This window comes from Parvibaculum sp. (assembly GCF_035511255.1).
GTDB lineage: Bacteria > Pseudomonadota > Alphaproteobacteria > Parvibaculales > Parvibaculaceae > Parvibaculum.
In genome coordinates, this window is record NZ_DATKFR010000105.1 from 1 (window position 1) to 26487 (window position 26487).

The window sequence follows — 26487 nt, forward strand, 5'->3', positions numbered from 1 at the left end:
GGGCGAGGCAGATGGTCGCCGCCCCCGGGGCTTCTATCTGGCAGCCTCGCCAGTGGCCTGGAAGGTGGCATAGGCCATATTTTGTCGGGAAATAAATTTATATTTCACTATATTGCGTCGCGCCGGAAAAAGGCACGTCGATCGGCGCATTTTTCGTATGCCGATCCGCGAAGCCGGCGACCGCGATATTCAGCAATTCCAGCACGGCCTCATCGTCGTGCCGCACCGCCGCCTCGTGCAGCTTGTCGATGAGCTTGCCGACAAAGGCGTGATCCGCGACCTGCGGGCGCCCGACCATCAAGCCGGCATGACCGGTTCCGACGAGTTCCTCGTCGGTCTGGAAGAGCGTCTCGGTCAGGCGTTCGCCAGGCCGCAGCCCGGTGAAAGCGATCTTGATGTCCTTGTCGGGCCTCAGCCCGGCAAGCTTAATCATCTGTGTTGCCATCGTGAGAATGTTGACAGGTTCGCCCATGTCGAGGACGACGATGTGTCCGCGCTCGAGGCCGGCATACTTCAATGTCGCCGCTTCCAGTACAAGCTCGACCGCCTCGCGGATGGTCATGAAATAGCGCGTCATCTGCGGATGCGTGACGGTGAGCGGCCCGCCCGACTCGAGCTGCTTTTGAAACAGCGGCACGACGGAGCCAGCCGATCCCAGTACATTTCCGAAACGCACGGTCACGAAACGCGTGCGGCTCGTGTTGCGTTCGTCGCCGGGCTTGCGGCCTTCGATGTCGAGCGACTGACAATAGCTCTCGGCGATTCTTTTCGACGCCCCCATGACGCTGACCGGGTGGGCGGCCTTGTCGGTCGAGATCAGGACCATGGCCTCGATGTCGTGACGGATGCAGGCATCGGCCATCCGACATGTGCCCAGGACGTTCGTCAGGACGGCTTCCGACGGATGGGTTTCGAGCAGCGGCACATGCTTCAGCGCCGCGGTGTGGAAGACGAGATCCGGCCGCTCAGTCGAGAAAACATGTTCGACGCGCACCGCATCCCTTACATCGCCGATGAAAGCCGTCCGCGACAGTCCGGGCCACAACTCACCGATCTGCCGGTCTATCTCGTAGAGATTGTATTCCGACAATTCCAACAGTGTCAGATGGGCCGGTTTGAGCGCGGCGATCTGGCGGACGAGTTCGGAACCGATGCTGCCGCCTGCACCCGTAACGAGGATGCGGCGGCCGCCCACCAGCCGCAGCATTGAGGGTTGATCGAGTTCTGCCTGCGGGCGGCTCAGCAGGTCCGTGACATCGACGGGCCTTACCTTCATGCCTCCGCCCGCTCCGTGGAGCTCGGACATGGCCGGAAGACGGTTGAGCTTGATCGAATGTGAATTCGCGATATCCACGATGTCATGCAACGTAGGCCCGCGCATCGACGGGTCGGCGATGATGATATGCTCAATCCAAGTGCCGTTGAGAGCAAAGCGGGTGAGAATCGCTTCCAGCTCCGACAGATTTCCGAGCACCGTCACGCCGCGCACGAGACCGCCAACGGGGCGCGTTCCGGTGTTGATGATGCCGACGGCACGGAAAGAGGCCTTTCGGTCCCGCGCAGTGGTAAGGATGAATGCTTCGGCTTCGTCCGTTGCACCGATCAGTAGAACGGGAACGGCGGCGCGCGCACCGAAAATTTCATCGCGGGTGAACCTGCGCTCGTGCCAGACCCGCATCAGCAGGCGCGAACCGATCATCATGGCCGTCAGCAGCAGGATGTTGATGAGAACCGAGGAACGCGGAATGCCATCGAGCCTGGTCCAGAAGAACATCATGGCGAGGAAAAAAAGATTGATCGCGACGGCGGTGGTGGCGATCAGCAGCGCATCGTCTACGGACACGTAACGCCAGGCGATACGGTGAAGGCGGGCACGCCAGAGAACCAGGGCCGCGACCAGAACGAAGGCCACCACCAGCATCGTCAGCGTAGGGATATTGTAGAGAATGCCCGCTGCGCCCAGTCGCAAGTAAACGGCAATAGGCAACGAGATCGCCGCCATCATCAGGTCGGCAACAAAAATTAACGGCGCACGATATTTGTCGATCATCCTCATCCCCGGAAATAGTACCGCAATTCGCGGGGAAGCAAAGCCCGCGCACACACGTCACGCGGGTTTTTCACCGTGCGGCGCGGCTGCGTAACGAAGCAGAGCGGATTTTTGGACGCGACAGGCGTGCCGGCGTAAAGACGCCGGCAGGCGAAATCAGCGGGCCCGTCTGTAGGAGGCTTTGGGCGTGCGGATAGCCGGCACTTTTCTCGCGCTGGATTTGGCGATGGGCCGATTCGAGGCCGCCCTGTCTTTCCCGGGGCCACTCGACATCCGCTCGACGGCTGTCAGCAGCTTCTCGACACGAGCCCGGGCGGCCATGGATTCTTCGAGGCTTTCCATACGGTGGACCCAGCGCGTGTTGCGAACCTGTAGCGCGACCAAAAGGGCGAACAGCAAAACCGAACCGAGCAGCAGCAAGGCACTCTCGACCGAGAGGCTTTGCAGATAAGTGACAACAGACATTAATTCCCCCAGGACCGAGCGAGGTGACGGCTATGCGCCATTGCAGGTTTCGGGCCTCTTTCAGATGATGCCGCGACCGCGCGATTGCCTGCAAGCCCTTCGGTTCGCTTGGTTGATTATGGTTAGCAGTTGGGCGGTTGCACAAAAAAACGTCACTGGAATGGGCCGGCGGCTCCCGTTCTGCTGTCTGGCGCGTTTTCAATCCCGGGCTGAAATTGGCCTTTTTAGGGGATGTTGCGTTGGGGGATTTAAGGCAGAGTTATTCATAGGTCTTGAGACGCCTGAGTCGTGGGCCTGGGGGAAACCAGAAGGAGAAGTCTCGCGTCAAGCGGGATACCGGACAAAATGGCGTTTCACACCGGGCTTGATCTGCTTCGCCTTCAAGGCGACGTTTTGTGGGCAGGCGGCGAATTCGCCGCCAAGATCATCAGCGAACCGCTTCTCCGCATGATCGTGCGTAAGGGTGACGGCAAAACGCCGGTGATGACGCTTCCCGGTTTCACAGGGCCGGAATTCTCGCTCCAGCCGCTCAATCAGTTTCTGCGCGATACAGGTTACGTCGCCCAATCCTGGGGTCTCGGCACGAATCGCGGAATCCGCGACATGGATCATATGGAGGAGATCGCAGCCAAGCTGGGCGACCGCCTGCGCGAAATCGCCGACCAGCATGGCCGGCCCGTGGCGCTCATCGGCCAGAGTCTCGGCGGTGTTTTTGCGCGCGAGCTTGCACGGCGCTTCCCCAAGGATGTGGACAGGGTCATCACGCTCGGTAGCCCGGCGCATTTCGGAGAGACGGACCGCGAGGTCAACGCGCTCGTGGCCCGTGTGATGCGCTTTTACACCGGGCGCAGCGTCGACGACCATCTTCGAGAGGTGAAGAACGGCAAGTTCAACATCTCCGAACCGCCGCCGGGTGTCCCGCTCGTGTCGATCTACAGCGTCTATGACGGGGTTGCGCATCCGGCGACCACGAAAATTCCCGAGCGCTACCTGAAAGCCAAGGACGCGCCCCGCGAGAACATCGAGATCGTTTGCTCGCATTGCGGCATGGGCGTGAACCCGCTGGTCCTCATCGCCATTGCGGACAGGCTTGCGGAAAAGCGGGAAGACTGGGTACCTTTCGATCCGCTTAACTATGCGGTGGGTCCCGTTCGCGTGTTGTCCCGCTGGTTCTATCCCTCGCGCCTGAAGACCCGCGCGGCCCCTGGGGTCGCCGTTCAGGCCTAGACGCAATCGAGTGAACAATGACCGCTATCGAAAGTCTGATCGAAGGCTATCGCGCCTTTCGAACGGGAACCTATCGGCAGAACGAGGAGCGATACCGGGCCCTTGCGGCAAAGACCCAGAAGCCCAAGGCACTCATCATCGCCTGCTGCGACAGCCGCGCCGATCCGGCGATGGTCTTCTCGGCCGATCCGGGCGAACTCTTCGTCGTTCGCAACGTTGCCAATCTCGTGCCGCCCTACGAGCCGGACACTCATTATCACGGCACCAGCGCTGCGATCGAATTTGGCGTCACCGGTCTCGACATCGCCGACGTGATCGTGATGGGACATGCGCGCTGCGGCGGCATCGAGGCGCTTTATCAGAGCGGCCTCGGCAACCCGCCCAAGGGCGATTTCGTCGCTGGCTGGATGTCGCTCGTACAGGACGTCGCCGACGATCTGCGCAAGACGCATGCGCATCTCGACAAGGATGCCATGCTGCGCCAGATGGAACAGCGGGCGGTGCTCCGCTCGCTCGAAATGCTGCGCACCTTTCCGTTCATCCGCGAGCGGGAGGCGGATGGCCGCCTCCGGCTCCATGGCTGGTTCTACGGTATCGGCAGCGGTGTGCTGTCGGTCTACGATCCGGCTCAGGTCCGGTTTGTAGACGTGGCCGACAAGGCCTGAGTTTCAGACGGCCTGCCGCCAGTAATAGAACAGCGCCACCGTCAGGATCAGATGGACGATGCCCGGCCCGAAGGCGCCGGAGGAAATCTTCGCGCCCTGATAGAAGAGATTGACGACGGCGAGCACGTTGTAGATCAGCAGCGCGCCGAGGATAGGCTGAAGTGCCGCCGGATCCGTCGCGTTGCGGCCGAGCCAGGCCAACGCCGCGAGCGAGATCAGGGCCGTGCCGGCGAGGCGCGACGATGTGATGCCGTCGATGCCCGGCACGACGCCCGGAAGGGCTTTCGCTATGAAGCGGCCCGGCGCCGAGACCAGAAGCAGCCCGACGGCGGCTTCGAAAATGGCGATGACGATCAACAGGATTTTCGGACTGTCCGGCATGTTCTCCCCCTGAATTAATGAGGGGCATTATAGACGATTCCAGCCGGCGGACAGCACAAACATTTTCATGACTTGCTAACCATGGAGCGCCTAGCGTCGGAGCGGACGACCACGGGGAGCAAGGCATGTCGCAGGAGCCGGACAGCATGCGCGGAGGTGCCGGCTTCCAGCCGGACCGCTGGACGCTGTTCGTCGTCCTTAGCTTTGGTTTGATCGCCTGCGACGCGTGGCTGCTTCTGCAGGCCGCGCGGCAAGGCCTGTGGCTCGTCGATCTCAATGGCGCACCAGCACCGCTCGACTTCAGTGCCTTCTGGGCGGCGGGCCGTCTCGCGGTCGAGGGCAAGGCGGCTTTGGCCTATGACTGGGGGGCGCTCCGCGCGATCGTCGAAGCCGCGTCCGGGCGCTCCTTCGCGGCGGCGCATTATCCGATTTTCTATCCGCCGGTTTTCTTCTTCTTCGTCGCCCCGCTTGGCTGGTTTTCCTATTTCGACGCCGCAGTCATCTGGGTTGGAACGACGCTGGCGGCCTATCTGCTCGCTGCCTGCGCGATCTTGCCGAAGCGCGTCGTTCTTCCGATCGCATTGGCCGCGCCCGCCGTTCTCTGGTGCGTCTGCGTCGGGCAGAACGGGCTTCTGAGCGCCGCACTGATCGGCGGCGGTCTTGCGCTCCTCGAGCGGCGCCCGTTGCTCGCCGGCGTTCTTTTCGGAGCGCTCGTCTTCAAGCCGCAATTCGGCGTCCTCATTCCCTTCGTCCTGATTGTCTCTGGGAATTGGCGAGCCTTTGCGAGCGCCGCGGCGACGGTCGTTCTGCTTTTTCTGGCCGCGGGACTCTGTTTCGGAGTCGACGTCTATGCGGCCTTCATCGCGGCCGTCACCACCGCGAACGACAAGCTGTTGAATGTCGGCGCGTTGCCCTGGTTCAAGGTGCAGAGCTTTTACGGTCTTGGACGATCGCTCGGCTTCGGCGCGCCCGTCGCATGGATGCTCCATGGAATTGTCGGGGTCGTGGCGGCGCTCGCCACTCTGGCGATCTGGCGTGGCAGGACGCCGTATGAGCTCAAGGCGGCGGCGCTCGCGACGGCGACACTTGTACTCTCGCCCTATAGCTGCGTTTACGATCTGCCGATCGCCGTGATGGCAATTCTGTTTCTGCTGAAAGACGACGGTCGGCTCGCCCTGACGAAGATGGAACTGGCGGCGCTCGGCTTTGCCTTTCTGCTCCCGCTCTTTTTTCCCAGCCTGCGCTTTCCGGTAGGGCCCTTCACTTACGCGGCGCTTGCCGGTGTGATCGGGTGGAGGGCGCAAAGGATCGGAAAATGGTGAGCCCGCTGGGGCTCGAACCCAGGACAACTCGATTAAAAGTCGAGTGCTCTACCAGCTGAGCTACGGGCTCCCGAATTGCCGGAGGCTGGTGCGTCCGGCGGAGGTGGCGGGAACCTAACGGCGCCGCCCCTCCGGGTCAACCGCCGCGCGGCATCCGGCAAATTATCTCACAAATCGGTCGAAAACGGCGCGATGTCGCCAGCCGCCTGTTCGACCTTGAAACGGGCGGTAAAGGCCTCGAGTTCCCCGGCCGCAATGGCGGCGCGCAGCCCCGCCATCAATTCCTGGTAATAGGCGATATTGATCCAGCTCACCAGCATGGAGCCCAGCATCTCGCCCGATTTGATGAGGTGGTGCAGATAGGCGCGGCTGTAGTCGCGAGCGGCGGGGCATGTGCTTGCCTCATCCAGCGGTCGCGGATCCTTTGCATGACGCGCATTGCGGAGGTTGACGCGGCCGCGCCGCGTGAAGGCGAGGCCATGACGACCGTTGCGGGTCGGCATGACGCAATCGAACATATCCACGCCGCGGCGCACCGCCTCGACGAGATCATCCGGCGTGCCCACGCCCATCAGATAGCGCGGGCGGTCCTTCGGCAGCAGCGGCACGGTGACGTCGAGGACGCGAAGCATTTCGGGCTGTCCCTCGCCGACCGCGAGGCCGCCGATTGCGTAGCCGTCGAAACCGATGCCGATCAGACCCTGCGCCGAGCGGACGCGGAGATCGTCATAGGTGCTGCCCTGCACGATGCCGAAAAGCGCCTGGCCTTCCTTGCGGTGCGGCTGCGCCTCGAATGCGGCCTTGGATCGTTTGGCCCAGCGGAGCGAAAGCTCCATCGAGACGCGCGCTTGCTCCTCCGTTGCCGGGAACGGCGTACATTCGTCGAGCTGCATCTGGATGTCGGAACCGAGCAGGCATTGAATCTCGATCGAGCGCTCCGGCGTCAGCAGATGCCGCGAGCCGTCGAGATGCGAGGCAAAGGTGACGCCCTCCTCCGTCATCTTGCGCAGGCTGGTCAGCGACATGACCTGGAAGCCGCCGCTGTCGGTCAGGATTGGATGGGGCCAGTTCGCGAATTTGTGCAGCCCACCGAGTGCATGGACCTCTTCGGCACCGGGACGGAGCATCAGGTGATAGGTGTTGCCGAGGATGATGTCGGCCCCGGCCTCGCGCACCTGATCCATGTAGAGCGCCTTCACGGTCGCGGCCGTCCCGACCGGCATGAAGGCGGGCGTGCGAATCTCACCGCGCGGCGTATGGATCACGCCCGTACGGGCCGCGCCGTCCGTTGCCTTCAACTCGTGACGGAAGAGGCTCATGCGGCATCCCCGCGATAGATGAGACAGGCGTCGCCATAGGAATAGAAGCGATAGCGTTCCGCCACCGCATGCGCATAGGCGCGCTTCATCTCGTCGAGGCCGCGAAGGGCCGAGACCAGCATGAAGAGTGTCGAGCGCGGCAGGTGAAAATTCGTCATCAGCATGTCCACGGCACGGAAGCGGTAGCCTGGCGTAATGAAGATATCCGTCTCGCCCCTGAAGGGCGTTATCTGTCCGTCGGGGGTCGCCGAAGTTTCGAGCAGGCGGAGCGAGGTCGTACCGACAGCGACGATGCGGCCTCCTTTTGCGCGGGCCGTATTGATCGCTTCGGCTTCCGCCATGGCAATCTCGCCCCATTCGGCATGCATCTTATGAGATTCCGTCGTCTCGGCTGCAACGGGCAGAAACGTGCCGGCGCCCACATGGAGCGTCAGTTGCACGGTCGCGACGCCGCGCGCCTCGACCGCCGCGAGGAGCTCCGGCGTGAAATGAAGGCCCGCCGTCGGCGCGGCGACCGCGCCGGGCTCGCGGGCATAAAGCGTCTGGTAGTCGGTGAGGTCCGCCTCGTCGGTACCGCGCTTGCGTTCGATATAGGGCGGCAGCGGCATTTCGCCGGCGCGGAGGATGGCGGCGTCGAGGTCGGGACCCGAGGCCGAGAAATGAAACAGCGCCTCCCCGCCCTCGCCGCGCCTTTCGACTTCGGCCGAGAGCCCTTCGGCGAAATCGACGCGCTCGCCTTCCTTCAGGCGCTTGGCCGGACGCACAAAGGCGAGCCAACGGGCGGCGTCCTCGCGCTTGTGGAGCAGCGCCTCGATCTTCGCTTCCGCCTCGCCGCGACGGCGGGTGCCGAAGAGGCGCGCCGGGATGACGCGTGTGTCGTTGAAGACGAGTACATCGCCTTCCCGCAGATGGCCCGGAAGATCGCGTACCCCCTCGTCCGCAAGGTGGCCCGGCGCGGGACCGATGACGAGCATACGGGCGCTGTCGCGCGGCCTTGCTGGCCTGAGCGCGATCAGTTCCTCTGGAAGCTCGAAGTCGAATTCGTCGACACGCATTTTTCACCGGCCAAAACAAAGCCCCTCCCCTTGATGGGGAGGGGTTCGGTCTCGCGACGAGACAGGCTGGACGAGGCGTCAGGCCGCGTCGGCCGCCACCTGCATCTTCACGATGCGGTCGGGATCGCGAACGGGCTCGCCGCGCTTGATCTTGTCGACGAATTCCATGCCCGACGTGACCTTGCCCCAGACCGTGTATTGCTTGTCGAGGAAGCGGGCATCGTCGAAGACGATAAAGAACTGGCTGTCGCCGCTGTTCGGGTCCTGCGCGCGCGCCATCGAGCAGACGCCGCGCACATGCGGCTCCGACGAAAATTCCGCCGGAAGCTTCTTGCCCGAACCGCCCGAGCCGGTTCCGGTCGGATCGCCGCCCTGGGCCATGAAACCGTCGATCACGCGGTGAAAGACGACACCGTTGTAGAAGCCTTCGCGCGTCAGTTCCTTGATGCGGGCGACGTGCTTTGGTGCGAGGTCCGGCCGCAGTTCGATGACGACGCGGCCGTCCTTCAGATCGAGATAGAGAGTGTTTTCGAGATCGGTGCTCATGCTTTCAGCCTCAATTCTTTTTGACGTCTGCGGCGACCTGCATCCGGATGATCTTGTCCGGATTGCTCGGCGGCTCGCCGCGCTTGATGTAGTCGACATTGTCCATGCCTTCGACGACACGCCCGAACAGCGTGTACTGGCCGTCGAGGAAGGTCGAATCGTCGAAGCAGATGAAAAACTGGCTATTGCCGCTGTCGGGGTCCTGCGAGCGCGCCATGCCGAGCGCGCCGCGCGTGAAGGATTCCGACTGGCTGAATTCGGCAGGTACGTCGGGGAGCTTCGAGCCGCCCATGCCGGTGCCCGTCGGGTCACCGGTCTGGGCCATGAAGCCGTCGATGACGCGGTGGAATGTCAGCCCGTTGTAGAAGCCCTGTCGCGTCAGCGTTTTGATGCGCTCGACGGTCTTCGGGGCCACGTTCGGAAGAAGCTGGATGACCACCCGCCCATCCTTGAGGTCGAGATAGATCGTGTTCTCCGGATCGAGTTTCGGCGCCGGCGCGGCGGCATCGGCCGCGAAAACGGTTTGGGTCGCGAAGATAAGCGCGACGAAGGCGAACGCCAGACGTGTCAGACGACGCATCGATCTCTCCCTGATGGTTTCGGTTTGCATGCGCCGTCTGCAAATCGACGCCTGCCTTTTACGTAGCGGCCTACTTTCGACCGGGTTTGGCCAGGCGCGCCAGTACTTTCTTCTCGACGCGCTTCGGGACGAAAGCCGAAAAATCACCGCCCATGCCCGCGATCTGGCGCACCAGTGTCGAGGAGATGAACTGCGTCTCGGGCGAGGCGGTCAGAAACACCGTCTCGACTTTCGGATTCATCAGGCGGTTCATCCCGACCATCTGGACTTCATATTCGTAGTCCACCGCGCCGCGCAATCCGCGAATGATGACATTGGCGCCATGTGCGTCCGCGGCATCGACGACGAGGCCCGAGAACGAAGCCGTGCTGATCCTCGCGCCGAGCTTTCGCGCGATCGGCCCGGCTTCCGCCTCGATGAGCGCGGCGCGCTCCTCGAATGTCAGCATCGGCGTCTTGGTCGCGTTGATGCCGATCGCCACCACGAGATGATCGACCAGCGTCAAGGCGCGGCGGATGATATCAAGGTGGCCATTGGTCATCGGGTCGAAGGTGCCCGGATAAAGACCTGTCCGTTGTGTCGCCGGCCGCTTTGCCATCGCTCGCTTCCTATTCGCCGTCCGAACCGTTTTCACCCGCTTCGTCGACGCGTTCGACGGAGACCACGCGCTCGTCCGCCGTGGTGCGGAAGATGGTGACGCCCTGCGTCGCGCGGCCCGCGACGCGCACATCGTCGACCGGGCAGCGAATGAGCTGACCAAGATCGGTGACGAGCATGATCTGGTCCTGCTCTTCGACCGGGAAGGAGGCGACGAGCTTGCCGTTCCTCGGCGTCACGGTCATCGCAATGATGCCCTTGCCGCCGCGGCCCGAGGTCCGGTAGTCGTAGGAGGAACTGCGCTTGCCGAAGCCCTTCTCGCTCACCGTCAGCACGAATTGCTCGCGTGCGCCGAGTTCGGTGTAGCGTTCGGTCGAAAGCGTCAGATCCTCCGACACCTCCTCTTCGCCCTCATCGGCCTCCACGATCTCGGCTTCCGGTTCCTCGCCCTCGCCGGACACGGCGCGGCGCATGGCGCTTGCCTGCTTGAGATAAGCGCGAGCCTCCGCCGGCGTCACATCGACATGGCGCAGGATACTCATGGCGATCAGCTTGTCGTCGCCGTCGAGGCGGATGCCGCGCACGCCGGTCGAGTTGCGGCCAGAGAAGACGCGCACGTCGGTGACGGGAAAACGGATACAGCGGCCGTTCGCGACGGTCAGCAATACGTCGTCGTCCTCGGTGCAAATCTGCACGCCCACGATCGAGTCGCCTTCGTCCTCGCCTTCGAACTTCATCGCGATCTTGCCGTTGCGGTTGATCTGGATGAAATCGGAAAGCTCGTTGCGACGGACGTTGCCGTTTCGCGTCGCGAACATCACGTGGAGGTTCGCCCAGGTCTTCTCGTCCTCGGGCAGAGGCATAATGGTGGTGATCGTCTCGCCCTGCTTCAGCGGCAGGAGGTTGATCATCGCCTTGCCGCGCGCCTGCGGCGTCGATTGCGGCAGACGCCAGACCTTCAGCTTGTAGACCATGCCGGTCGACGAGAAAAAGAGCACCGGCGTATGCGTGTTCGCGACGAAGAGGCGGTTGACGAAATCCTCGTCCTTGGTCGCCATGCCGGCCCGGCCGCGGCCGCCGCGGCGTTGCGCGCGGTAGGCCGAGAGCGGCACGCGCTTGATGTAGCCCTGATGGCTTACCGTGACGACCATGTCCTCGCGCTGAATGAGATCTTCGTCCTCGAACTCACCCTCGGCTTCGGCGATTTCAGTGCGGCGCGGCGTCGCGAACTCGGCCTTGATGGCGGTGAGCTCGTCGCGAATGATCGCGAGCACACGCACGCGCGAGCGCAGAATGTCGAGATAATCGGCGATCTTTTCGCCGAGCGCCGTCAACTCGTCGGCGATTTCGTCGCGTCCGAGCGCGGTCAGGCGCTGCAGGCGCAGATCGAGGATCGCCTTGGCCTGCGCCTCGGAGAGCTTGTAGGTACCGTCCGGCGAGAGCTTGTGGCGCGGATCGGCGATCAGCTCGACCAGCGGCGCGATGTCGCCCGCCGGCCAGTCGCGCGCCATCAAACGCTCTTTCGCCGTTCCCGGATCGGGCGCGGTGCGGATGAGGTGGATCACTTCGTCGATATTGGCGACGGCTATGGCGAGGCCGACCAAGACATGCGCGCGGTCGCGCGCCTTGCCGAGTTCGAACTTGACCCGCCGCGTCACGACTTCCTCGCGGAAATGCGTGAAGGCTTCGATGAACTGCTTCAGGTTCATCAGCTCCGGGCGACCGCGATGGATCGCCATCATGTTGGAGCCGAAGGTCGTTTGCAGCGGCGAGAACTTGTAGAGCTGATTCAGCACCACGTCCGGCACGGCATCGCGTTTCAACTCGATGACGACGCGCATGCCGTCGCGGTCGGACTCGTCGCGAAGGTCGCCGATGCCTTCGATTTTCTTGTCGCGCACAAGCTCGGCGATGCGCTCGATCATCGTCGTCTTGTTCACCTGATAGGGAATTTCGGTGACGATAAGGGCGAGGCGATCGCGCTTCATTTCCTCGATTTCGACCCTGCCACGCAGCGTCAGCGAACCCCGGCCGGTGAGATAGGTCGAGCGCGAACCTGCGCGGCCGAGCAGGATGCCGCCGGTCGGAAAATCGGGCGCCGGGACGTGCTCGATCAGATCCTCGATGGTGACCGCCGGATTGTCGATCAGGGCGATACAGGCGTCGATGACTTCGCCGAGATTGTGCGGCGGCACGTTGGTCGCCATGCCGACGGCGATCCCGTTGGCGCCGTTGACGAGCAGGTTCGGAAACTCGGCGGGCAGGACCACCGGCTCCTTTTCCGAGCCGTCGTAATTGTCCTGGAAGTCGACCGTTTCCTTGTCGAGATCGTTGACGAGGGCCTGGGCCACTTTCGCCATACGGACTTCGGTGTAACGCATCGCGGCGGCCGGGTCGCCGTCGATCGAGCCGAAATTGCCCTGCCCGTCGAGCAACGGCAGCCGCATCGAGAAGGGCTGCGCGAGGCGCACGAGGGCGTCGTAAATCGACTGGTCGCCATGCGGGTGATACTTACCGATGACGTCGCCGACGACGCGGGCCGATTTGCGGTAGGGCTTGTTCCAGTCGTAGCCGTTCTCGCTCATCGAGAAGAGAATGCGGCGATGCACGGGCTTCAGGCCGTCGCGCGCATCGGGCAGCGCGCGGCTCATGATCACGCTCATCGCGTAATCCAGATAGGAGCGGCGCATCTCGTCTTCGATGGTGATCGGAGAGACGTCCCTCTCCGGCGGCGTCGCGGAACCGCCGCCCGATGTGCCGTCCGAGCCCAAACCGCCCCCGTCGCCCGGGGTCGGCTCGTCGCCCGGAATGTCGCTGTCTGAAGTGTCGGACAAATGCTTTTCTAACGTTAGAGGGCGCCAGCGATCTCCGATCGCGCGGCGCCCGAAGGACCGAAAAGGAGCCCGGAAAACGACGTCCGAATCCCTTGATTTGACTGTCGCGGAGACTAGCAGGTCCCGGCTTTTGCGGCAACCCGAAAGGCGCCGGACGCGGCCCTATAAGTTATTGTATTTATTGAAAAAACACGAACATTTTTGGGATACGTCAGCGGCTTTCGGGGATGGCCCTGAAAAGCACCGCCGTTGCGTCGTCGGAACGCTTGAATCGAGGGTAAAGGCGCAGGTCGGGGTCTTCTTCCCGCTCGATTTTTCTGATCTCGGAAACGAGAGATGCCAGACCTTCGTCGCCGGCACGACGAGCGAGTTCGGCCGGCGTCAGGCGCTCATAGTCATAGGCCAGCGAGGCGAAACCGTCGGTCATCAGCAGGCCCGTGACAGGTTTGGTCAGCGGTAACTCCCAGTTCCGCATGAAGGCGGTCGCGCGGGGATCGAGACCGAGAATCCAGTACCCGTCCTCCGTGTTCTGACGATTGCGGGCGGCGCGCAAATATCGCATCACGTCGGGCGATGAACGCATATCGGCGCCGGGTGCGATACCCGAGACCAGCTCCGCCGTACGACGGCGGGCGGAAGCTTCGCGATCAAGGTGGTGATCGCCAAGGATCGTCGTTTCACCGTCGTCGGCCAGCAGCACCAGCCGGCAATCGGAGAAATTGGCGCAGCGGAGATGCGCACCGTCGCTGTGAACCAGCGTCATGGCGGCCGACGGCAATTCGTAGCGGCCCTTCGGCTCGCGCCGCCTGCCCGTCTCGAAGCGCCGGACCAGCTCCTCGATGGCGCTCCGCGTCAGCCCGGCGAGATCGGCCCCGTGCCGCTCCGCATGATCGGCGAAATAGGCGCTCGCCTCCCGGGCCAGCCAATGGGCGTCGCTCGGCGCGTCGAGAAGCTCATCATCGGCAACGCCGGTCGCGCCGTCGATCACCCATGCATGGGCGAGCCCATGTCCGAACGCATCCTCGTTCGGCTTTGCCTCATGCCCGGGATCGGTGATCGCGTCGAGGATCTGGAGCATGGGGCTCCCGCGTCATCAGAACGGAATTTCGTCGTCGAGGTCCTGGGCGAAGCTGCCCTTCGCGCCGCCGGAACTCTTGCCGCCGCCGAAATCGTCGTCGTCGTAGCCGCCGCCCGAGGAGGAACCGCCTCCACCGCCGCCGGCCTTGCCGTCCAGCATGGTGAGCGACGAATTGAAGCCCTGCAGCACGATTTCCGTCGAATATTTTTCCTGGCCGGACTGATCGGTCCATTTGCGGGTCTGCAACGCGCCCTCGATGTAAACCTTCGAGCCCTTCTTCAGGTATTGCTCGGCGATCTTACAGAGGCCTTCGTTGAAGATCACGACGCGATGCCACTCCGTCTTTTCGCGGCGCTCGCCCGTGTTCTTGTCGCGCCAGCTTTCCGACGTCGCGATCCGGAGATTGGCGATCGGCCTGCCGTCCTGCGTCCTGCGAATTTCGGGATCGGCCCCCAGATTGCCGACCAGGATGACCTTGTTGACGCTGCCTGCCATGTTTTTGCTCCGATGCTCCGCAGGGACGCCTCTAGGCGTCCAAGCCAGTCACTCAATTGACGATTCAGGGGTCACCATACAGGCACCGGCCCGGATTCGCAGACCGCCGCCCGGAATATCCACAGGAAAAGAACATATCACTGAAATCGGAACGGGTCGGCTGCATGTTCTTGTATTGTTCTAATCGACATCCACATCAAATGCAATGTCAGGTATTAACCAAATTCTAAAGGAAAACGGCAATTCTTCTTCTCAGCCCGGGAGTTTGCGCGTGGACGGAAGTACATGGAACGATGAGTGCCAGCCCGCAACCCATATGGGTTGGTTCCCGCTCCTGCGCGTCTCGCTGATCGAGCATCGGCATTTCCTCGCTTATTGCCTTTTCTATCTGTTGGCCGCCTGGGCGCTGCTGACGCTCAGCACACCCGACGCGGCGTCGTTGCTCGCCCGAAATATCGGCGACCTGGCGCTCGCGATCTTCGCGCCGATTGCCGCGACGCTTACGCTCTGGTTCGCCATCCAGTTTGCCGTCCATCTCGTGAAGTATCGGCGCTTCGACCTCAGTCGGTTGGCCGCGGAGGTAAGAGCCAGCGATCTTCTACGACCGGAGCGGATCGTCCGGGTGCTTCCTGTTCTGGCGAGTACGCCTTTCGTGCTCGGGACCTTTCTCTCCGTCAAGGTCCTGATCGGGCATCTGCAGCCATTCTCCTATGACACACCGATCATCCGTCTGACTGAAACTTTGAACGGAGGAAAGCCCTTCTGGACGTATTTCGAGACACTGTTCAGGCATCCCTGGACCGTCATGCTCTTGAACGATACCTATTACCTCTGGTTTCCGCTTCTCTGCGCCACTTTCGTCTGGCGCATGTTCTCTTTCCGCGATCCCCACCTCCGGCTGCAATTTCTGCTGACGGTCACCGCCTGCTGGGGCCTGGTCGGCTCTTTCGCGGCCATCCTTTTTCCGTCCGCCGGTCCCGCTTTCCTCCCGCACCTTTTGAATGCCTCGACACCTTTCGACGGTTTGTTGGCACATCTGAGAAATCTCCAGAATGCCGGGTACGACCTCACGGCCCTGCAGGTTCAGGATGTCCTCTGGAAACTCTATGTCGCGCGCAGCGATATGGGCGGCAGCGGCATTTCGGCGATGCCGAGCCTTCATGTGACGATGGCCGCCGTCCTCGCAATCCATGGCTGGCGGCTCGGGCTTCTCGCCGGCCTTGCCTATTCCATCTTCGCGCTGATGATCTTTCTCGGTTCCTTCCTTCTTGCTTTTCATTATGCAATGGATGGCGTGGCCGGGGCGCTCGCCGCCACCGCGATATGGATCGCAGCGGGACGGCTAACAGATCTGGTTCATCCGCGCCGAACGACTTCTGCGGCTTCCCGTTTTGCTATCGGCCTCAAACGCCCGGCGATGACCCGTATTTAAGTTCTCTTTTTGTTCTGGCGTTTCATAGGGTTTCGCTGCATAATGCCAGGGCAGCCGCAGATTCGCCGCTCTTGCGGCGGTCGAACGGTGCGAATGCATCCATCGCCCGGGGTGTGCTGCTTGTTTGCCGCGCCCGATAACTTACATTGCAAAGCGAATGCCCTCCCCTCGCAAGTCAACGAGTAAACGGTCCATGGCTGACGCATCGCGTCCGGCGTCCCCGGTGTCTAGCTCTCCCGCTTCGTCGAAGGTGCTCGCCGTGCGCGGCGCGCGGGAGCACAACCTCAAGAACATCTCGATCGAGCTGCCGCGCGACAAGCTGATTGTCATCACGGGGCTCTCGGGGTCCGGCAAATCGTCGCTCGCCTTCGACACGATCTATGCCGAAGGGCAGCGGCGTTATGTCGAAAGCCTTTCGGCCTATGCACGCCAGTTCCTCGAGATGATGCAGAAGCCGGATGTCGACCAGATCGACGGCCTCTCGCCCGCCATTTCGATCGAGCAGAAGACGACGTCGCGCAATCCGCGCTCGACGGTCGGCACCGTCACCGAAATCTACGACTACATGCGCCTTCTCTGGGCGCGCATCGGCGTTCCCTATTCGCCGGCGACCGGGCTTCCCATCGAAAGCCAGACGGTCAGCCAGATGGTCGACCGCGTCATGGCGCTGCCGGAGGGCACGCGGCTCTATCTGCTCGCGCCGATGGTGCGCGGCCGCAAGGGCGAGTACCGAAAGGAATTCGGCGACCTCCAGCGCAAGGGTTTCCAGCGCGTCAAGGTCGATGGCACCTTTCACGAGATCGATGCGGTGCCGGCGCTCAACAAGAAGCTGAAGCACGACATTGACGTGGTCGTCGACCGCCTCGTCGTGCGCGAGGATCTCGGCAATCGCCTTGCCGACAGTTTCGAAATCGCGCTCGGTCTGGCCGACGGGATCGCAGTCGTCGAATTCGCCGACGCCAAGAAGGGCGCGGAGCCGGAGCGCATCATCTTCTCCTCGCGCTTCGCCTGCCCCGTTTCCGGCTTCACCATCGACGAGATCGAGCCCAGGCTCTTTTCATTCAACAATCCTTTCGGCGCCTGCCCGGCTTGCGACGGGCTCGGCACGCAGCATTACATGGACCCGGACCTTGTGGTGCCGGATCATGGCCTCTCGCTCCGGCAAGGCGCCATCGCGCCCTGGTCGAAATCGACGTCGCCTTATTACACGCAAACGCTGGACAGTCTCGCCAAGGCCTACAAGTTCTCGGTGACCGTGCCATGGTCGCAACTGCCGAAGAAAGCGCAGCAGGTCGTTCTCTATGGCACGGGCGACGATCCGGTGACCTTCGCCTATGACGACGGGCTTCGCTCCTACAAAACGACGAAGCCCTTCGAGGGCGTCATTCCCAATCTCGAACGCCGCTGGCGCGAGACGGACTCTTCGTGGTCGCGCGAGGAGATCGAGCGCTTCCAGGGCATCACGAAATGCGACGATTGCGGCGGTTATCGTCTGAAGCCCGAGGCGCTCGCCGTCAAGATCAACAAGCTGCATGTCGGCCAGGTTTCGGAGATGTCGATCCGCGACGCCGACCGCTGGTTCTCGGAACTCTCGCAGCATCTGACCGCCAAGCAGAACGAGATCGCGGGCCGTGTGCTCAAGGAAATCCGCGAGCGCCTGCACTTTCTCAACAATGTCGGTCTCGAATATCTGACGCTCGCGCGCAACTCGGGCACGCTATCAGGCGGCGAAAGCCAGCGCATCCGGCTCGCCTCGCAGATCGGCTCCGGCCTCACCGGCGTTCTCTACGTTCTCGACGAGCCATCCATCGGCCTCCATCAGCGTGACAATGATCGCCTGCTCGAAACGCTGAAGCGGCTGCGCGATCTCGGCAATACGGTGATCGTCGTCGAGCATGACGAGGATGCGATCCGGCTCGCGGATTATGTCGTCGATATCGGTCCGGGCGCCGGCATTCACGGTGGCGAGGTCGTCGCCGAAGGCACGCCCGAAGAGATCATGGCGAACCCGAAGAGCCTCACCGGTCAGTATCTCACGGGCTTTCGGCAGATCGACGTGCCGGCGACGCGGCGCAAGGGCAACGGCAAGTGGCTCAAGGTCACAGGCGCGAAGTCGAACAATCTCAAGAACGTCACGGCGGAAATTCCGCTCGGCACCTTCACCTGCGTCACGGGTGTTTCCGGCGGCGGCAAGTCGACGCTGCTGATCGAGACGATCTACAAGGCGGTCGCGCGGCGTCTCAACGACACGCGCGATCATCCCGGCGATTTCGATGAGATTTTCGGCCTCGAACATCTCGACAAGATCATCGACATCGACCAGTCGCCCATCGGTCGCACACCGCGTTCCAATCCCGCGACCTATACGGGCGCCTTCACCTTCATCCGCGACTGGTTCGCGGAACTGCCGGAGGCGCGCGCGCGCGGCTACAAGGCCGGCCGTTTCTCCTTCAACGTCAAGGGCGGGCGCTGCGAAGTCTGCCAGGGCGACGGCGTCATCAAGATCGAGATGCACTTCCTGCCCGACGTTTATGTCGAATGCGATACGTGCCACGGGCACCGCTACAATCGCGAGACGCTCGAGGTGAAGTTCAAGGGCAAGTCGATTGCCGACATTCTTGAAATGACCGTCGACGAGGCCGCCGAATTCTTCAAGGCGGTTCCGGCGGTGCGCGACAAGATGGAGGTCTTGCAGCGTGTCGGTCTCGGCTACATCAAGGTCGGACAGCAGGCGACGACGCTCTCGGGCGGTGAAGCTCAGCGCGTCAAACTGTCCAAGGAACTGTCGAAGCGATCGACCGGCCGCACGATCTACATTCTCGACGAGCCGACGACAGGTCTGCATTTTCATGACGTCGCAAAGCTCCTCGAAGTGCTGCACGAGTTGGTCGAACAGGGCAACTCTGTGGTGGTGATCGAGCACAATCTCGAAGTCATCAAGACGGCGGACTGGATCATCGACCTCGGTCCCGAGGGCGGCGATTCCGGCGGCGAGATCGTGGCGGCGGGGACGCCTGAGGATGTCGCGAAGGAACCGCGCAGCTATACCGGCCATTACCTCGCCGAACACTTCAAGCGCCGCCCCGCGCGGGGCAGCGATGCGGCCTCGAAGCCGAAGAAGACGGCACGCGGCAAGTAGGCCCCCGTTTGCCCGCAGGCCCAAACCGCCTATAAAGGCGGCGGACCGGGCCTTGGGGGCATGATGGCTGGATTCGATCGTCGTGAATTCATGAAGCTCTTCGCCGCGACGGCGGGGTGCTTCGCGGTCGGTGCGTCTCCGCTTCCCTTTGCGTCTCGGCTTTCCCGCGCCGAGGCCTCGCCCGGCCTCTATCATTTTCCGCAAGGGCTCGCCTCCGGCGATCCGCAACCCTCCGCCGTCATGCTCTGGACGCGCGTCGAGCCCATCGACGGTTCGACGAATGAGGCGATCGACGTCTTTGTCCAGGTCGCCGAGGACGAGGCGTTCACGCGGCTCGTGGTGGAGCGTTCCGTGCGCGCCCTGCCCCAGGCCGATCATACGGTGCGGCTGCTGGTAAACGGGCTTCGTCCCGACACGCATTACTACTATCGCTTCTTTGCCGGCAGCGATCAGGCACCCTTCTCCGGCCGGACGCGCACGGCGCCCAAACGCGGTGCGAAGCGGCCCGTGCGCTTTGCTTTTCTCTGCTGTCAGAATTACGAGCAGGGCTATTACGGTGCCTATCGCCGTCTGGTGAACGACGACGCGGCGGCGAAACCGGAGGACCGGATTGAATTCGTCCTGCATCTCGGCGATTTCATCTATGAGCACACGGGCGATGTGCCGGAAGGCGAGAAGCCCGTCCGGCTCGTCGGTCGTCTCCCGAACGGGTCGAAGCCCTGGGAGCCGGATGGCAAGCGCACAAACTGGCAACCGGGCGGCCAGGCGCCGGAGACGCTGGCCGACTATCGTTTCCTCTATAAGCTCTATCTCACCGATCCCGACTTGCAGGCGGCGCGGGCGCGTTTTCCCTTCATCCACACCTGGGACGATCACGAATTCACGAATGATTGCTGGCAGGCGCACGACACCTATTTCGGCGATGGCGAACCTGCGCAGACGCGCAAGCTCGCGGCCAATCAGGCCTGGTTCGAATTCATTCCAGCGATGCTGTCCGATGCGCCGGATTTCGCCGACATCAAATCGCCCGCGCGTGATTTCGTGCCCGCGAAAGTCACGAACGCGCCGGCGGGCGAGCCCGACGACAATTTTCTGCTGCAGGGTCCCGACAATCTGAAGGCGATCGGCAGTCTCAGCATCTACCGCGCACTCTCATGGGGATCGATGCTCGATCTCGTCATCACCGATCTCAGGAGCTACCGCAGTCCGCCGGTGATGACCGAAGAGGTAAAGAAACTCACCAAAGGCGCGCCGCTTGCCCCCGTGCGGATCGTCAAGCTGCTCGACGCGGGGCGCATGGCTGAAAACGGGCAACCGCCGGAGAAGATCGCCTACAAGGATCGCGAAATCGCAAATCCGCGCCGCACCGCGCCGCCGGGCACACATATGGGCGGGCCGCAAAAGGCGTGGTTCAAGTCGGTGATGCAGGCGTCGAAGGCGAGCTGGCGGATCTGGGCGAACAGCGTGCCGGCGCTCGCGATGCGGATCGATTTTTCGAGCTTGCCCTTCGCCGGCCTCGAGGACGGCTATGTCGGCGTCGATGCGTGGCAGGGCTATCCCGGTGAATTGAAGGAGCTCATGGGCTTCCTGAAGGAAGCGAAGATCGGCAATGTGGTCTCCTGCTCGGGCGATTATCACGCGCATATCGCCGGCCGCCTGCCGGTCGATCCCGACGCCGAGACTTTTTCCTATGCGGCCGTCGAGTTCGTCACCACGGGCATCAGCTCCGGCTCGATGTATAGCGGCGCCGAGCGCGGCGCGCGCACCAGCGCCTTCTTTCATCGCGCGGTCGAGATCGACGATGACGGTACGAAACTCGAGAACTTCAACAACACGCTGGTCAACGGATTGCGCGCCGGCATCATCGCCAACTACACAAACTCCGTGAAGGTCGGCCAGATGTTCCGCAACGAGCGCGCGAGTCCGGGCCTTTCCTTTCTCGACTCGAACTCGCATGGCTTCGGCGTCGCGACGCTGACCGAGGAGGCGATGAAGGTCGAACTCGTCAATGTCGGCGACGTCTCGAAGGATGCCGGTCCCGACGGCGCACCGGTTCTCCGGCGCGCCCGCTTCACGGTCAAGTCATGGCCGGGTGGCGCGGAGCCTGAGCTCGAGGGGCCGACTTTCGAGGGCGCGCCCTCCTTTCCCTGGTCGCACATCGAGGCGTGATGTTCCGGCTTTGCGTTCGCGCCGTCTCCCCCTAAGCTTCCGGTCGGGAGGCGGGTCGCAAAGAGCCCGCACGCCGCCGCGGAGGGTCAAAGGTGGGAATTTCGGACTACGCGTCGCATGACGCACTCGGACTTGCGGAACTCGTAAAGTCAGGCAAGGTCTCGGCGGTGGAACTCGCCGAGGAAGCGATCGGACGGATCGAAAAGCACAATCCAGCGCTCAACGCGGTCGTCACCAAAATGTACGATCAGGGACGCGCGGCGGCGAAGGCGCCGTCCGACGGTCCGTTCAAGGGCGTCCCCTTTCTGCTGAAGGACATTCTCGGCGACCACGAAGGCGTGCCTACGCAGTCGGGCTCGCGCTTCATGAGCGGCATGCCGGCGACGCGGGACTCGACGCTGACGGCGCGCTTCAAGAAAGCCGGCGTCGTCATTCTCGGCAAGACCAACGTACCCGAATTCGGCCTGCTGCCGACGACCGAAAGCGCCTTTTACGGACCGGCGCACAATCCCTGGAATCCCGATCATTCGACCGGCGGTTCCTCGGGCGGTTCGGCGGCGGCGGTCGCGGCCGGCATCGTGCCGATCGCCCATGCCAATGACGGCGGCGGCTCGATCCGCATTCCCGCCTCCTGCTGTGGGCTCGTCGGCCTCAAGCCGACACGCGGACGCAATCCCCTCGGGCCCGACCTCGGCGATGTCATGGGCGGGCTTATTCACGAGCATATCGTTTCGCGCAGTGTGCGCGACACGGCGGCCATGCTCGATTGCACACATGGCCATGAGGTGGGCGACCCCTATTACGCGCCGCCGGTCGAGCGGCCGTTCCTCGATGAAGTGGGGCACAATCCCGGCAAGCTGCGCGTCGCCTTCAGCGTTACGGCGCTCGATGGCAAGAAGGTTCACCCCGAATGCGTGAAGGGCGTCGAGGAGACGGCGAAGCTTCTCGCCGATCTCGGTCATGAGGTCGTCGAAGCGGCGCCGCAACTGCCGATGGAAATGCTTTCGGGCGCCTTCATGGCGCTCTGGGCGGCCGGGCTCGCCGTACAGATCGACGTGCAGGCGATGATGACCGGGCGGACGCCGAGCGACAATGAATTCGAAGGGCTGACCTGGGGGCTCTATCAGGCCGGCAAACAGATCACGGCCGTTGAGTACCAGATGGCGATCGCGCAGGTGCAAATGATGTCGCGCCAGATGGCGCACTTCATGGAAGCCCACGACGTCTGGCTCACGCCGACGCTCGGCGCGCCGCCGCTCAAGCTCGGCACGATCGACATTCACGAGCGCGATCCGCAGAAGGCTTTCGCGCCGGTGATCGACTACGTCCCGTTCACGGCGCTCGAGAATGCGACAGGCCAGCCCGCCATTTCGCTGCCGCTTCATTGGTCGGACGACGGTCTTCCTGTCGGCATGATGTTCGCCGGCCGCTTCGGCGAGGAGGCTCTGCTGCTTCGCCTCGCGGCGCAGCTCGAACAAGCGCGGCCGTGGAAAGACAAGCATCCGAAAATCTGGAACTAGGAGCGCGTCATGAGCTTTGAGGACTATTCGAAGTATGACGGCCTCGGCCTCGGAGAGCTCGTGGCCAAGGGCGAGGTGACGCCGCTCGAACTCGCCGAGGAGGCGATCGCCCGGATCGAAAAACACAATCCGGCGCTCAATGCCATCGTCTACAAGGCTTATGACGATGCGCGCGCCGCCGCGAAAGGGAAGCTTCCCGACGGTCCCTTCAAGGGTGTGCCGTTTCTCATCAAGGATCTCGGCACGAAGGTTACGGGCTGGCCGCGCACCAGCGGCAGTCGCTTCGTTGCCGACGTCGTCGATAGCGAAGACAGCGAATTGACGAAGCGTTTCCGCGCCAGCGGCGTCGTTCTCGTCGGCAAGACCAATACGCCGGAATACGGGATCACCGGCACCACGGAATCCGCCCTGCTCGGCCCCTGCCGGTCGCCATGGAACACCAACCATATCTCCGGCGGTTCGTCGGGCGGCGCGGCGTCCGCCACCGCAGCCGGCATCGTACCGCTCGCTCATGCGAGCGACGGGCTCGGTTCGATCCGCATTCCCGCCGCCTGTTGCGGCCTTGTCGGCATGAAGATCACCCGCGACCGCAATCCGCAGGGTCCGGACGATTACGACCGCGCCATCGGCTTCAGCGTCGATCATGTCGTGAGCCGCACGGTCCGCGACAGCGCGGCGATGCTCGACGCGACGGGATACCCTGAGCCGGCCTCGCCCTATGCGCCGCCGCCCAAGGCCCGGCCCTATATGGAAGAGATCACGAAGAGCCCCGGCAAGTTGCGCATCGCCTGGTCGAGCGAAACGCCGTCCGGCCGCCCGATCGACCCGGAAGTTCAGGCGGCGCTGGAACGCACCGCCGAGACGCTGAAAAGCCTTGGCCACGAATTGGTGCATAGAGGGCTCGGCGTCGATTACCGGACGCTCTACCGCGCGCAGGGATGTGTTTCGGCGTCCAATTTCGCCGCCGGCATGGGACGCCTCATCGAAGCGAAGGGGCGCGAGCCGGAACAGCATGAACTGGAGCCGCTCACCTGGGCGGCCATGAAGTCCGGCCGCAAGCTCACCGGCGAGCAGGCCCTGTGGGGTTGGCAGACCTTGCGGTTGTTGAACCGGCAGATCCTCGCGACCTTCGAGGAATTCGATGTCTATCTTTCGCCGGTGATGGGTACGCCGCCGCCGGAAATCGGCTTCGTCGATCCGGTCAATCTGGAGCCGAAGGAAGTGAACCGGCGGCAGGGCGTCGTCTTCCCCTTCACGCCGCCCTTCAACTTCACCGGCCAGCCCTCGCTGTCCCTGCCACTTTGGCAGAGCGCCGGCGGACTTCCCATCGGCATGATGTTCACCGGCCGCTACGCCGACGAAGCGACGCTCTTCCGTCTCGCCGGGCAGCTCGAAAAAGAGCTTCCATGGAAGGACCGGAAACCGGCGGTGTGGAACTAGCCCGCAAAGCGGGTCATGACGGCCCGGGGCGGTTCGTGCTATCCCCTCCCCCATGAGCAAGCAAACACAACCCGTTCACGTCGTCGGTGCCGGCATGGCCGGTTCCGAGGCGGCCTGGCAGATCGCCGAGGCCGGCGTTCCCGTCGTCCTGCATGAAATGCGGCCTCTGGTCAAAACCGATGCGCACCAGACCGAGGGGTTCGCGGAACTCGTCTGTTCCAATTCCTTTCGCTCGGACGATCACGAACAGAACGCGGTCGGCCTTCTCCACGAGGAAATGCGGCGCGCCGGTTCGCTGGTCATGGCGGCGGCGAATGTGGCTCAGGTGCCGGCCGGCGGCGCGCTTGCGGTCGATCGGGATGCCTTTTCGGCGCGCGTGACCGAACTGCTCACCGCCCACCCGCTCGTCACCATAGAGCGCGGCGAGGTCGCGGGGCTTCCGCCCGCCGACTGGGACAATGTCATCGTCGCGACCGGTCCGCTCACCTCGCCCGCGCTCGGCGAGGCCATCGCCTCCCTCACCGGCGCGGAGGAACTCGCGTTCTTCGATGCAATCGCGCCGATCGTCTATCGCGAGTCGATCGACATGTCGGTCTGCTGGTTCCAGTCGCGCTACGACAAGGTGGGACCGGGCGGGACGGGCAAGGACTACATCAACTGCCCGATGACGCAGGAGGAGTACGACGCCTTCATCAGGGCACTGATCGAAGGCGAAAAGACCGACTTCAAGGAATGGGAAAAGAACACGCCCTATTTCGAAGGCTGCCTGCCGATCGAGGTCATGGCAGAGCGCGGTCCGGAGACGTTGCGCTGGGGGCCCATGAAGCCGGTCGGCCTCACCAATCCGCATAATCCGGGTGTGAAGCCCTACGCAATCGTCCAGCTTCGCCAGGACAATGCACTCGGCACGCTCTACAACATGGTCGGCTTCCAGACGAAGCTGAAACACGGCGAGCAGACGCGCGTCTTCCGCACCATTCCGGGTCTTGCAGGCGCGGAGTTCGCGCGGCTCGGCGGACTGCATCGGAATACCTTCCTCAACAGCCCCAAGCTTCTCGACGGTCTGATGCGCCTCAAGGGCGAACCGCGCTTGCGCTTCGCCGGCCAGGTCACGGGCGTCGAAGGCTATGTCGAGAGCGCGGCGATGGGACTTCTCGCCGGTCGTTTCGCCGCCGCTGAACGGCTCGGGCGCTTGCCCTCGCCGCCGCCGCGCACCACGGCGCTCGGCGCGCTCCTCGCCCATATCACGGGCGACGCCAATGCCGAGACCTTCCAGCCGATGAACGTCAATTTCGGCCTGTTCCCGCCGGTTGAACCGACGCTCGACGAGAACGGCAAGCGCCCGCGCGGCAAGGCGAAAGGCCCCGCCCGCAAGCGCGCCTATACGTCCCGTGCGCTGGCCGACCTCGCCGGCTGGCTCACGCCGCAGGCCGAGGCGGCGGAATAGTCAGAAACGGCCCGCGAGCTTTCGTCCGAACAGTCTCGATTGGCGAATAAAAGCCGGAACCTCGGTCGACTGCCGGAACGGATCGAAATCCGGTGCCGTCATGATGTCGAGGTAGCGGTCGCAAAGCGCCGCCGGGAGAAGGGCCGGAAGGATCGACCTGTCGGCCCCGCAACGTCGCGCCTCCATCAGATGTGTCCTCGCCCGGGCCGCAATCTCGGTGATGGCGAAGCGCAGCCCTTCCGATATCTCCCCGGCAAATATCCGATGCGGATCGATGTCGTGCGCACGCAGTAGATCGAGCGGCAGAAAGAGCTTTCCCTGCGACGCATGGAGCGGCATCGCGCGCAAAAGGCCGGTCAGGGCGTAGGCGATGCCTGCGGATTTGATCGTCGCTGACGCTTTGTCCACCGCGTCGAGCTGCGGGCTCGCCAGTACCGTCGCGGCGAGCGTCATCAGGCCGGAGGATGTCGCTTCGGCATAGGCCTCGAGCGCCGCCATATCCTCGAAAGGCGTCTCGTCGAGATCGCGCTCGCGGGCGTCGATCAGCGCCATGAGCCTGCTGGCTGGAAGCGGCGCAATCGTTCTCGTCGCGGACAGGGCAATGGCGATGTCGTGCCCCCTCGCCTCGCCCGCCTCCAATGCCTCGATCGTCTCGCGCCACCATTGCAGCCTGATCTGGCCGAGCATCGGCTCGCTGACGGCTTCGCGGATGCGCGCAATCTCCGC

21 protein-coding genes and 1 tRNA gene are annotated in these 26487 nt (G+C 63.2%); 9 read left to right on the forward strand and 13 right to left on the reverse strand.

Annotation, left to right across the window (positions count from 1 at the left end):
* Positions 1 to 97: 97 nt before the first annotated feature.
* On the reverse strand, positions 98 to 2050 hold the full coding sequence (locus tag VMR03_RS03575) for a nucleoside-diphosphate sugar epimerase/dehydratase (RefSeq protein ID WP_325402359.1): 1953 nt from the start codon (positions 2048 to 2050) through the stop codon (positions 98 to 100).
* Positions 2051 to 2206: 156 nt separating this feature from the next.
* Positions 2207 to 2515, reverse strand: coding sequence for a hypothetical protein (locus VMR03_RS03580; protein WP_325402361.1), 309 nt, complete (start codon positions 2513 to 2515; stop codon positions 2207 to 2209).
* A gap of 345 nt (positions 2516 to 2860) precedes the next feature.
* On the opposite strand from VMR03_RS03580, the gene VMR03_RS03585 reads away from it, so the two are divergent.
* Both VMR03_RS03585 and VMR03_RS03590 read left to right on the forward strand, forming a co-directional pair.
* Positions 2861 to 3742: an esterase/lipase family protein gene (locus tag VMR03_RS03585; protein WP_325402363.1), complete on the forward strand. Its 882-nt coding sequence runs from the start codon at positions 2861 to 2863 to the stop codon at positions 3740 to 3742.
* 17 nt (positions 3743 to 3759) lie between these two features.
* Positions 3760 to 4407 carry a carbonic anhydrase gene (locus tag VMR03_RS03590; RefSeq protein WP_325402365.1) on the forward strand — a complete coding sequence of 216 codons (648 nt, stop codon included), beginning with the start codon at positions 3760 to 3762 and terminating at the stop codon, positions 4405 to 4407.
* A 3-nt stretch (positions 4408 to 4410) separates the two neighbouring features.
* Here VMR03_RS03590 and VMR03_RS03595 read toward each other — a convergent pair whose 3' ends face one another.
* Positions 4411 to 4788: a hypothetical protein gene (locus tag VMR03_RS03595; protein WP_325402367.1), complete on the reverse strand. Its 378-nt coding sequence runs from the start codon at positions 4786 to 4788 to the stop codon at positions 4411 to 4413.
* A gap of 125 nt (positions 4789 to 4913) precedes the next feature.
* Between VMR03_RS03595 and VMR03_RS03600 the strand changes: the two genes are divergently transcribed.
* Positions 4914 to 6110, forward strand: a complete 1197-nt coding sequence (locus tag VMR03_RS03600) for a glycosyltransferase family 87 protein (protein WP_325402369.1) — start codon at positions 4914 to 4916, stop codon at positions 6108 to 6110.
* Here VMR03_RS03600 and VMR03_RS03605 read toward each other — a convergent pair.
* The 9 genes from VMR03_RS03605 to VMR03_RS03645 all read right to left on the reverse strand — a co-directional run bounded on the left by VMR03_RS03605 (position 6105) and on the right by VMR03_RS03645 (position 14614).
* A tRNA-Lys gene (locus VMR03_RS03605) sits at positions 6105 to 6180 on the reverse strand. The genes VMR03_RS03600 and VMR03_RS03605 overlap by 6 nt on opposite strands.
* Positions 6181 to 6277: 97 nt before the next feature.
* Positions 6278 to 7429, reverse strand: coding sequence for a tRNA guanosine(34) transglycosylase Tgt (tgt, locus tag VMR03_RS03610; protein WP_325402370.1), 1152 nt, complete (start codon positions 7427 to 7429; stop codon positions 6278 to 6280).
* Entirely contained in the window at positions 7426 to 8484 is a 1059-nt protein-coding gene (gene queA, locus VMR03_RS03615; protein ID WP_325402372.1) for a tRNA preQ1(34) S-adenosylmethionine ribosyltransferase-isomerase QueA, read from the reverse strand. Before queA ends, tgt begins: the two co-directional genes overlap by 4 nt.
* A gap of 78 nt (positions 8485 to 8562) precedes the next feature.
* Complete coding sequence (locus tag VMR03_RS03620) at positions 8563 to 9030, reverse strand: peptidylprolyl isomerase (RefSeq protein WP_325402374.1); 468 nt, start codon at positions 9028 to 9030, stop codon at positions 8563 to 8565.
* A gap of 10 nt (positions 9031 to 9040) precedes the next feature.
* Positions 9041 to 9610, reverse strand: coding sequence for a peptidylprolyl isomerase (locus VMR03_RS03625; RefSeq protein ID WP_325402376.1), 570 nt, complete (start codon positions 9608 to 9610; stop codon positions 9041 to 9043).
* Between the two features lie 70 nt (positions 9611 to 9680).
* Positions 9681 to 10208 (reverse strand): pantetheine-phosphate adenylyltransferase, encoded by a 528-nt coding sequence (gene coaD / locus VMR03_RS03630; RefSeq protein ID WP_325402378.1) that lies wholly within the window; start codon positions 10206 to 10208, stop codon positions 9681 to 9683.
* 10 nt (positions 10209 to 10218) lie between these two features.
* A complete protein-coding gene (gene gyrA, locus VMR03_RS03635) occupies positions 10219 to 12915 on the reverse strand; it encodes a DNA gyrase subunit A (protein WP_414693143.1) in 2697 nt (898 codons plus the stop codon).
* Between the two features lie 337 nt (positions 12916 to 13252).
* Positions 13253 to 14119, reverse strand: coding sequence for a protein phosphatase 2C domain-containing protein (locus VMR03_RS03640; protein ID WP_325402380.1), 867 nt, complete (start codon positions 14117 to 14119; stop codon positions 13253 to 13255).
* 15 nt (positions 14120 to 14134) lie between these two features.
* Positions 14135 to 14614: a single-stranded DNA-binding protein gene (locus VMR03_RS03645; RefSeq protein WP_325402382.1), complete on the reverse strand. Its 480-nt coding sequence runs from the start codon at positions 14612 to 14614 to the stop codon at positions 14135 to 14137.
* 271 nt (positions 14615 to 14885) lie between these two features.
* Here VMR03_RS03645 and VMR03_RS03650 point away from each other — a divergent pair, with 271 nt between their 5' ends.
* From VMR03_RS03650 to trmFO, 6 genes are all read left to right on the forward strand, one after another.
* A complete protein-coding gene (locus tag VMR03_RS03650; RefSeq protein ID WP_325402384.1) occupies positions 14886 to 16046 on the forward strand; it encodes a phosphatase PAP2 family protein in 1161 nt (386 codons plus the stop codon).
* Between the two features lie 193 nt (positions 16047 to 16239).
* A complete protein-coding gene (gene uvrA / locus VMR03_RS03655; protein ID WP_325402386.1) occupies positions 16240 to 19185 on the forward strand; it encodes an excinuclease ABC subunit UvrA in 2946 nt (981 codons plus the stop codon).
* A 63-nt stretch (positions 19186 to 19248) separates the two neighbouring features.
* Complete coding sequence (locus VMR03_RS03660) at positions 19249 to 21354, forward strand: alkaline phosphatase D family protein (RefSeq protein WP_325402388.1); 2106 nt, start codon at positions 19249 to 19251, stop codon at positions 21352 to 21354.
* A 92-nt stretch (positions 21355 to 21446) separates the two neighbouring features.
* A complete protein-coding gene (locus VMR03_RS03665) occupies positions 21447 to 22874 on the forward strand; it encodes an amidase (RefSeq protein WP_325402390.1) in 1428 nt (475 codons plus the stop codon).
* 9 nt (positions 22875 to 22883) lie between these two features.
* Positions 22884 to 24314 (forward strand): amidase, encoded by a 1431-nt coding sequence (locus VMR03_RS03670; protein WP_325402392.1) that lies wholly within the window; start codon positions 22884 to 22886, stop codon positions 24312 to 24314.
* 52 nt (positions 24315 to 24366) lie between these two features.
* The gene (trmFO, locus tag VMR03_RS03675) at positions 24367 to 25761 is read left to right on the forward strand and encodes a methylenetetrahydrofolate--tRNA-(uracil(54)-C(5))-methyltransferase (FADH(2)-oxidizing) TrmFO (RefSeq protein ID WP_325402394.1); all 1395 of its coding nucleotides are present in this window, start codon (positions 24367 to 24369) and stop codon (positions 25759 to 25761) included.
* Here the strand turns inward: trmFO and VMR03_RS03680 are convergent.
* Positions 25762 to 26487: phytoene/squalene synthase family protein (locus VMR03_RS03680; protein WP_325402396.1), on the reverse strand; the 726-nt coding region annotated here is incomplete at its 5' end.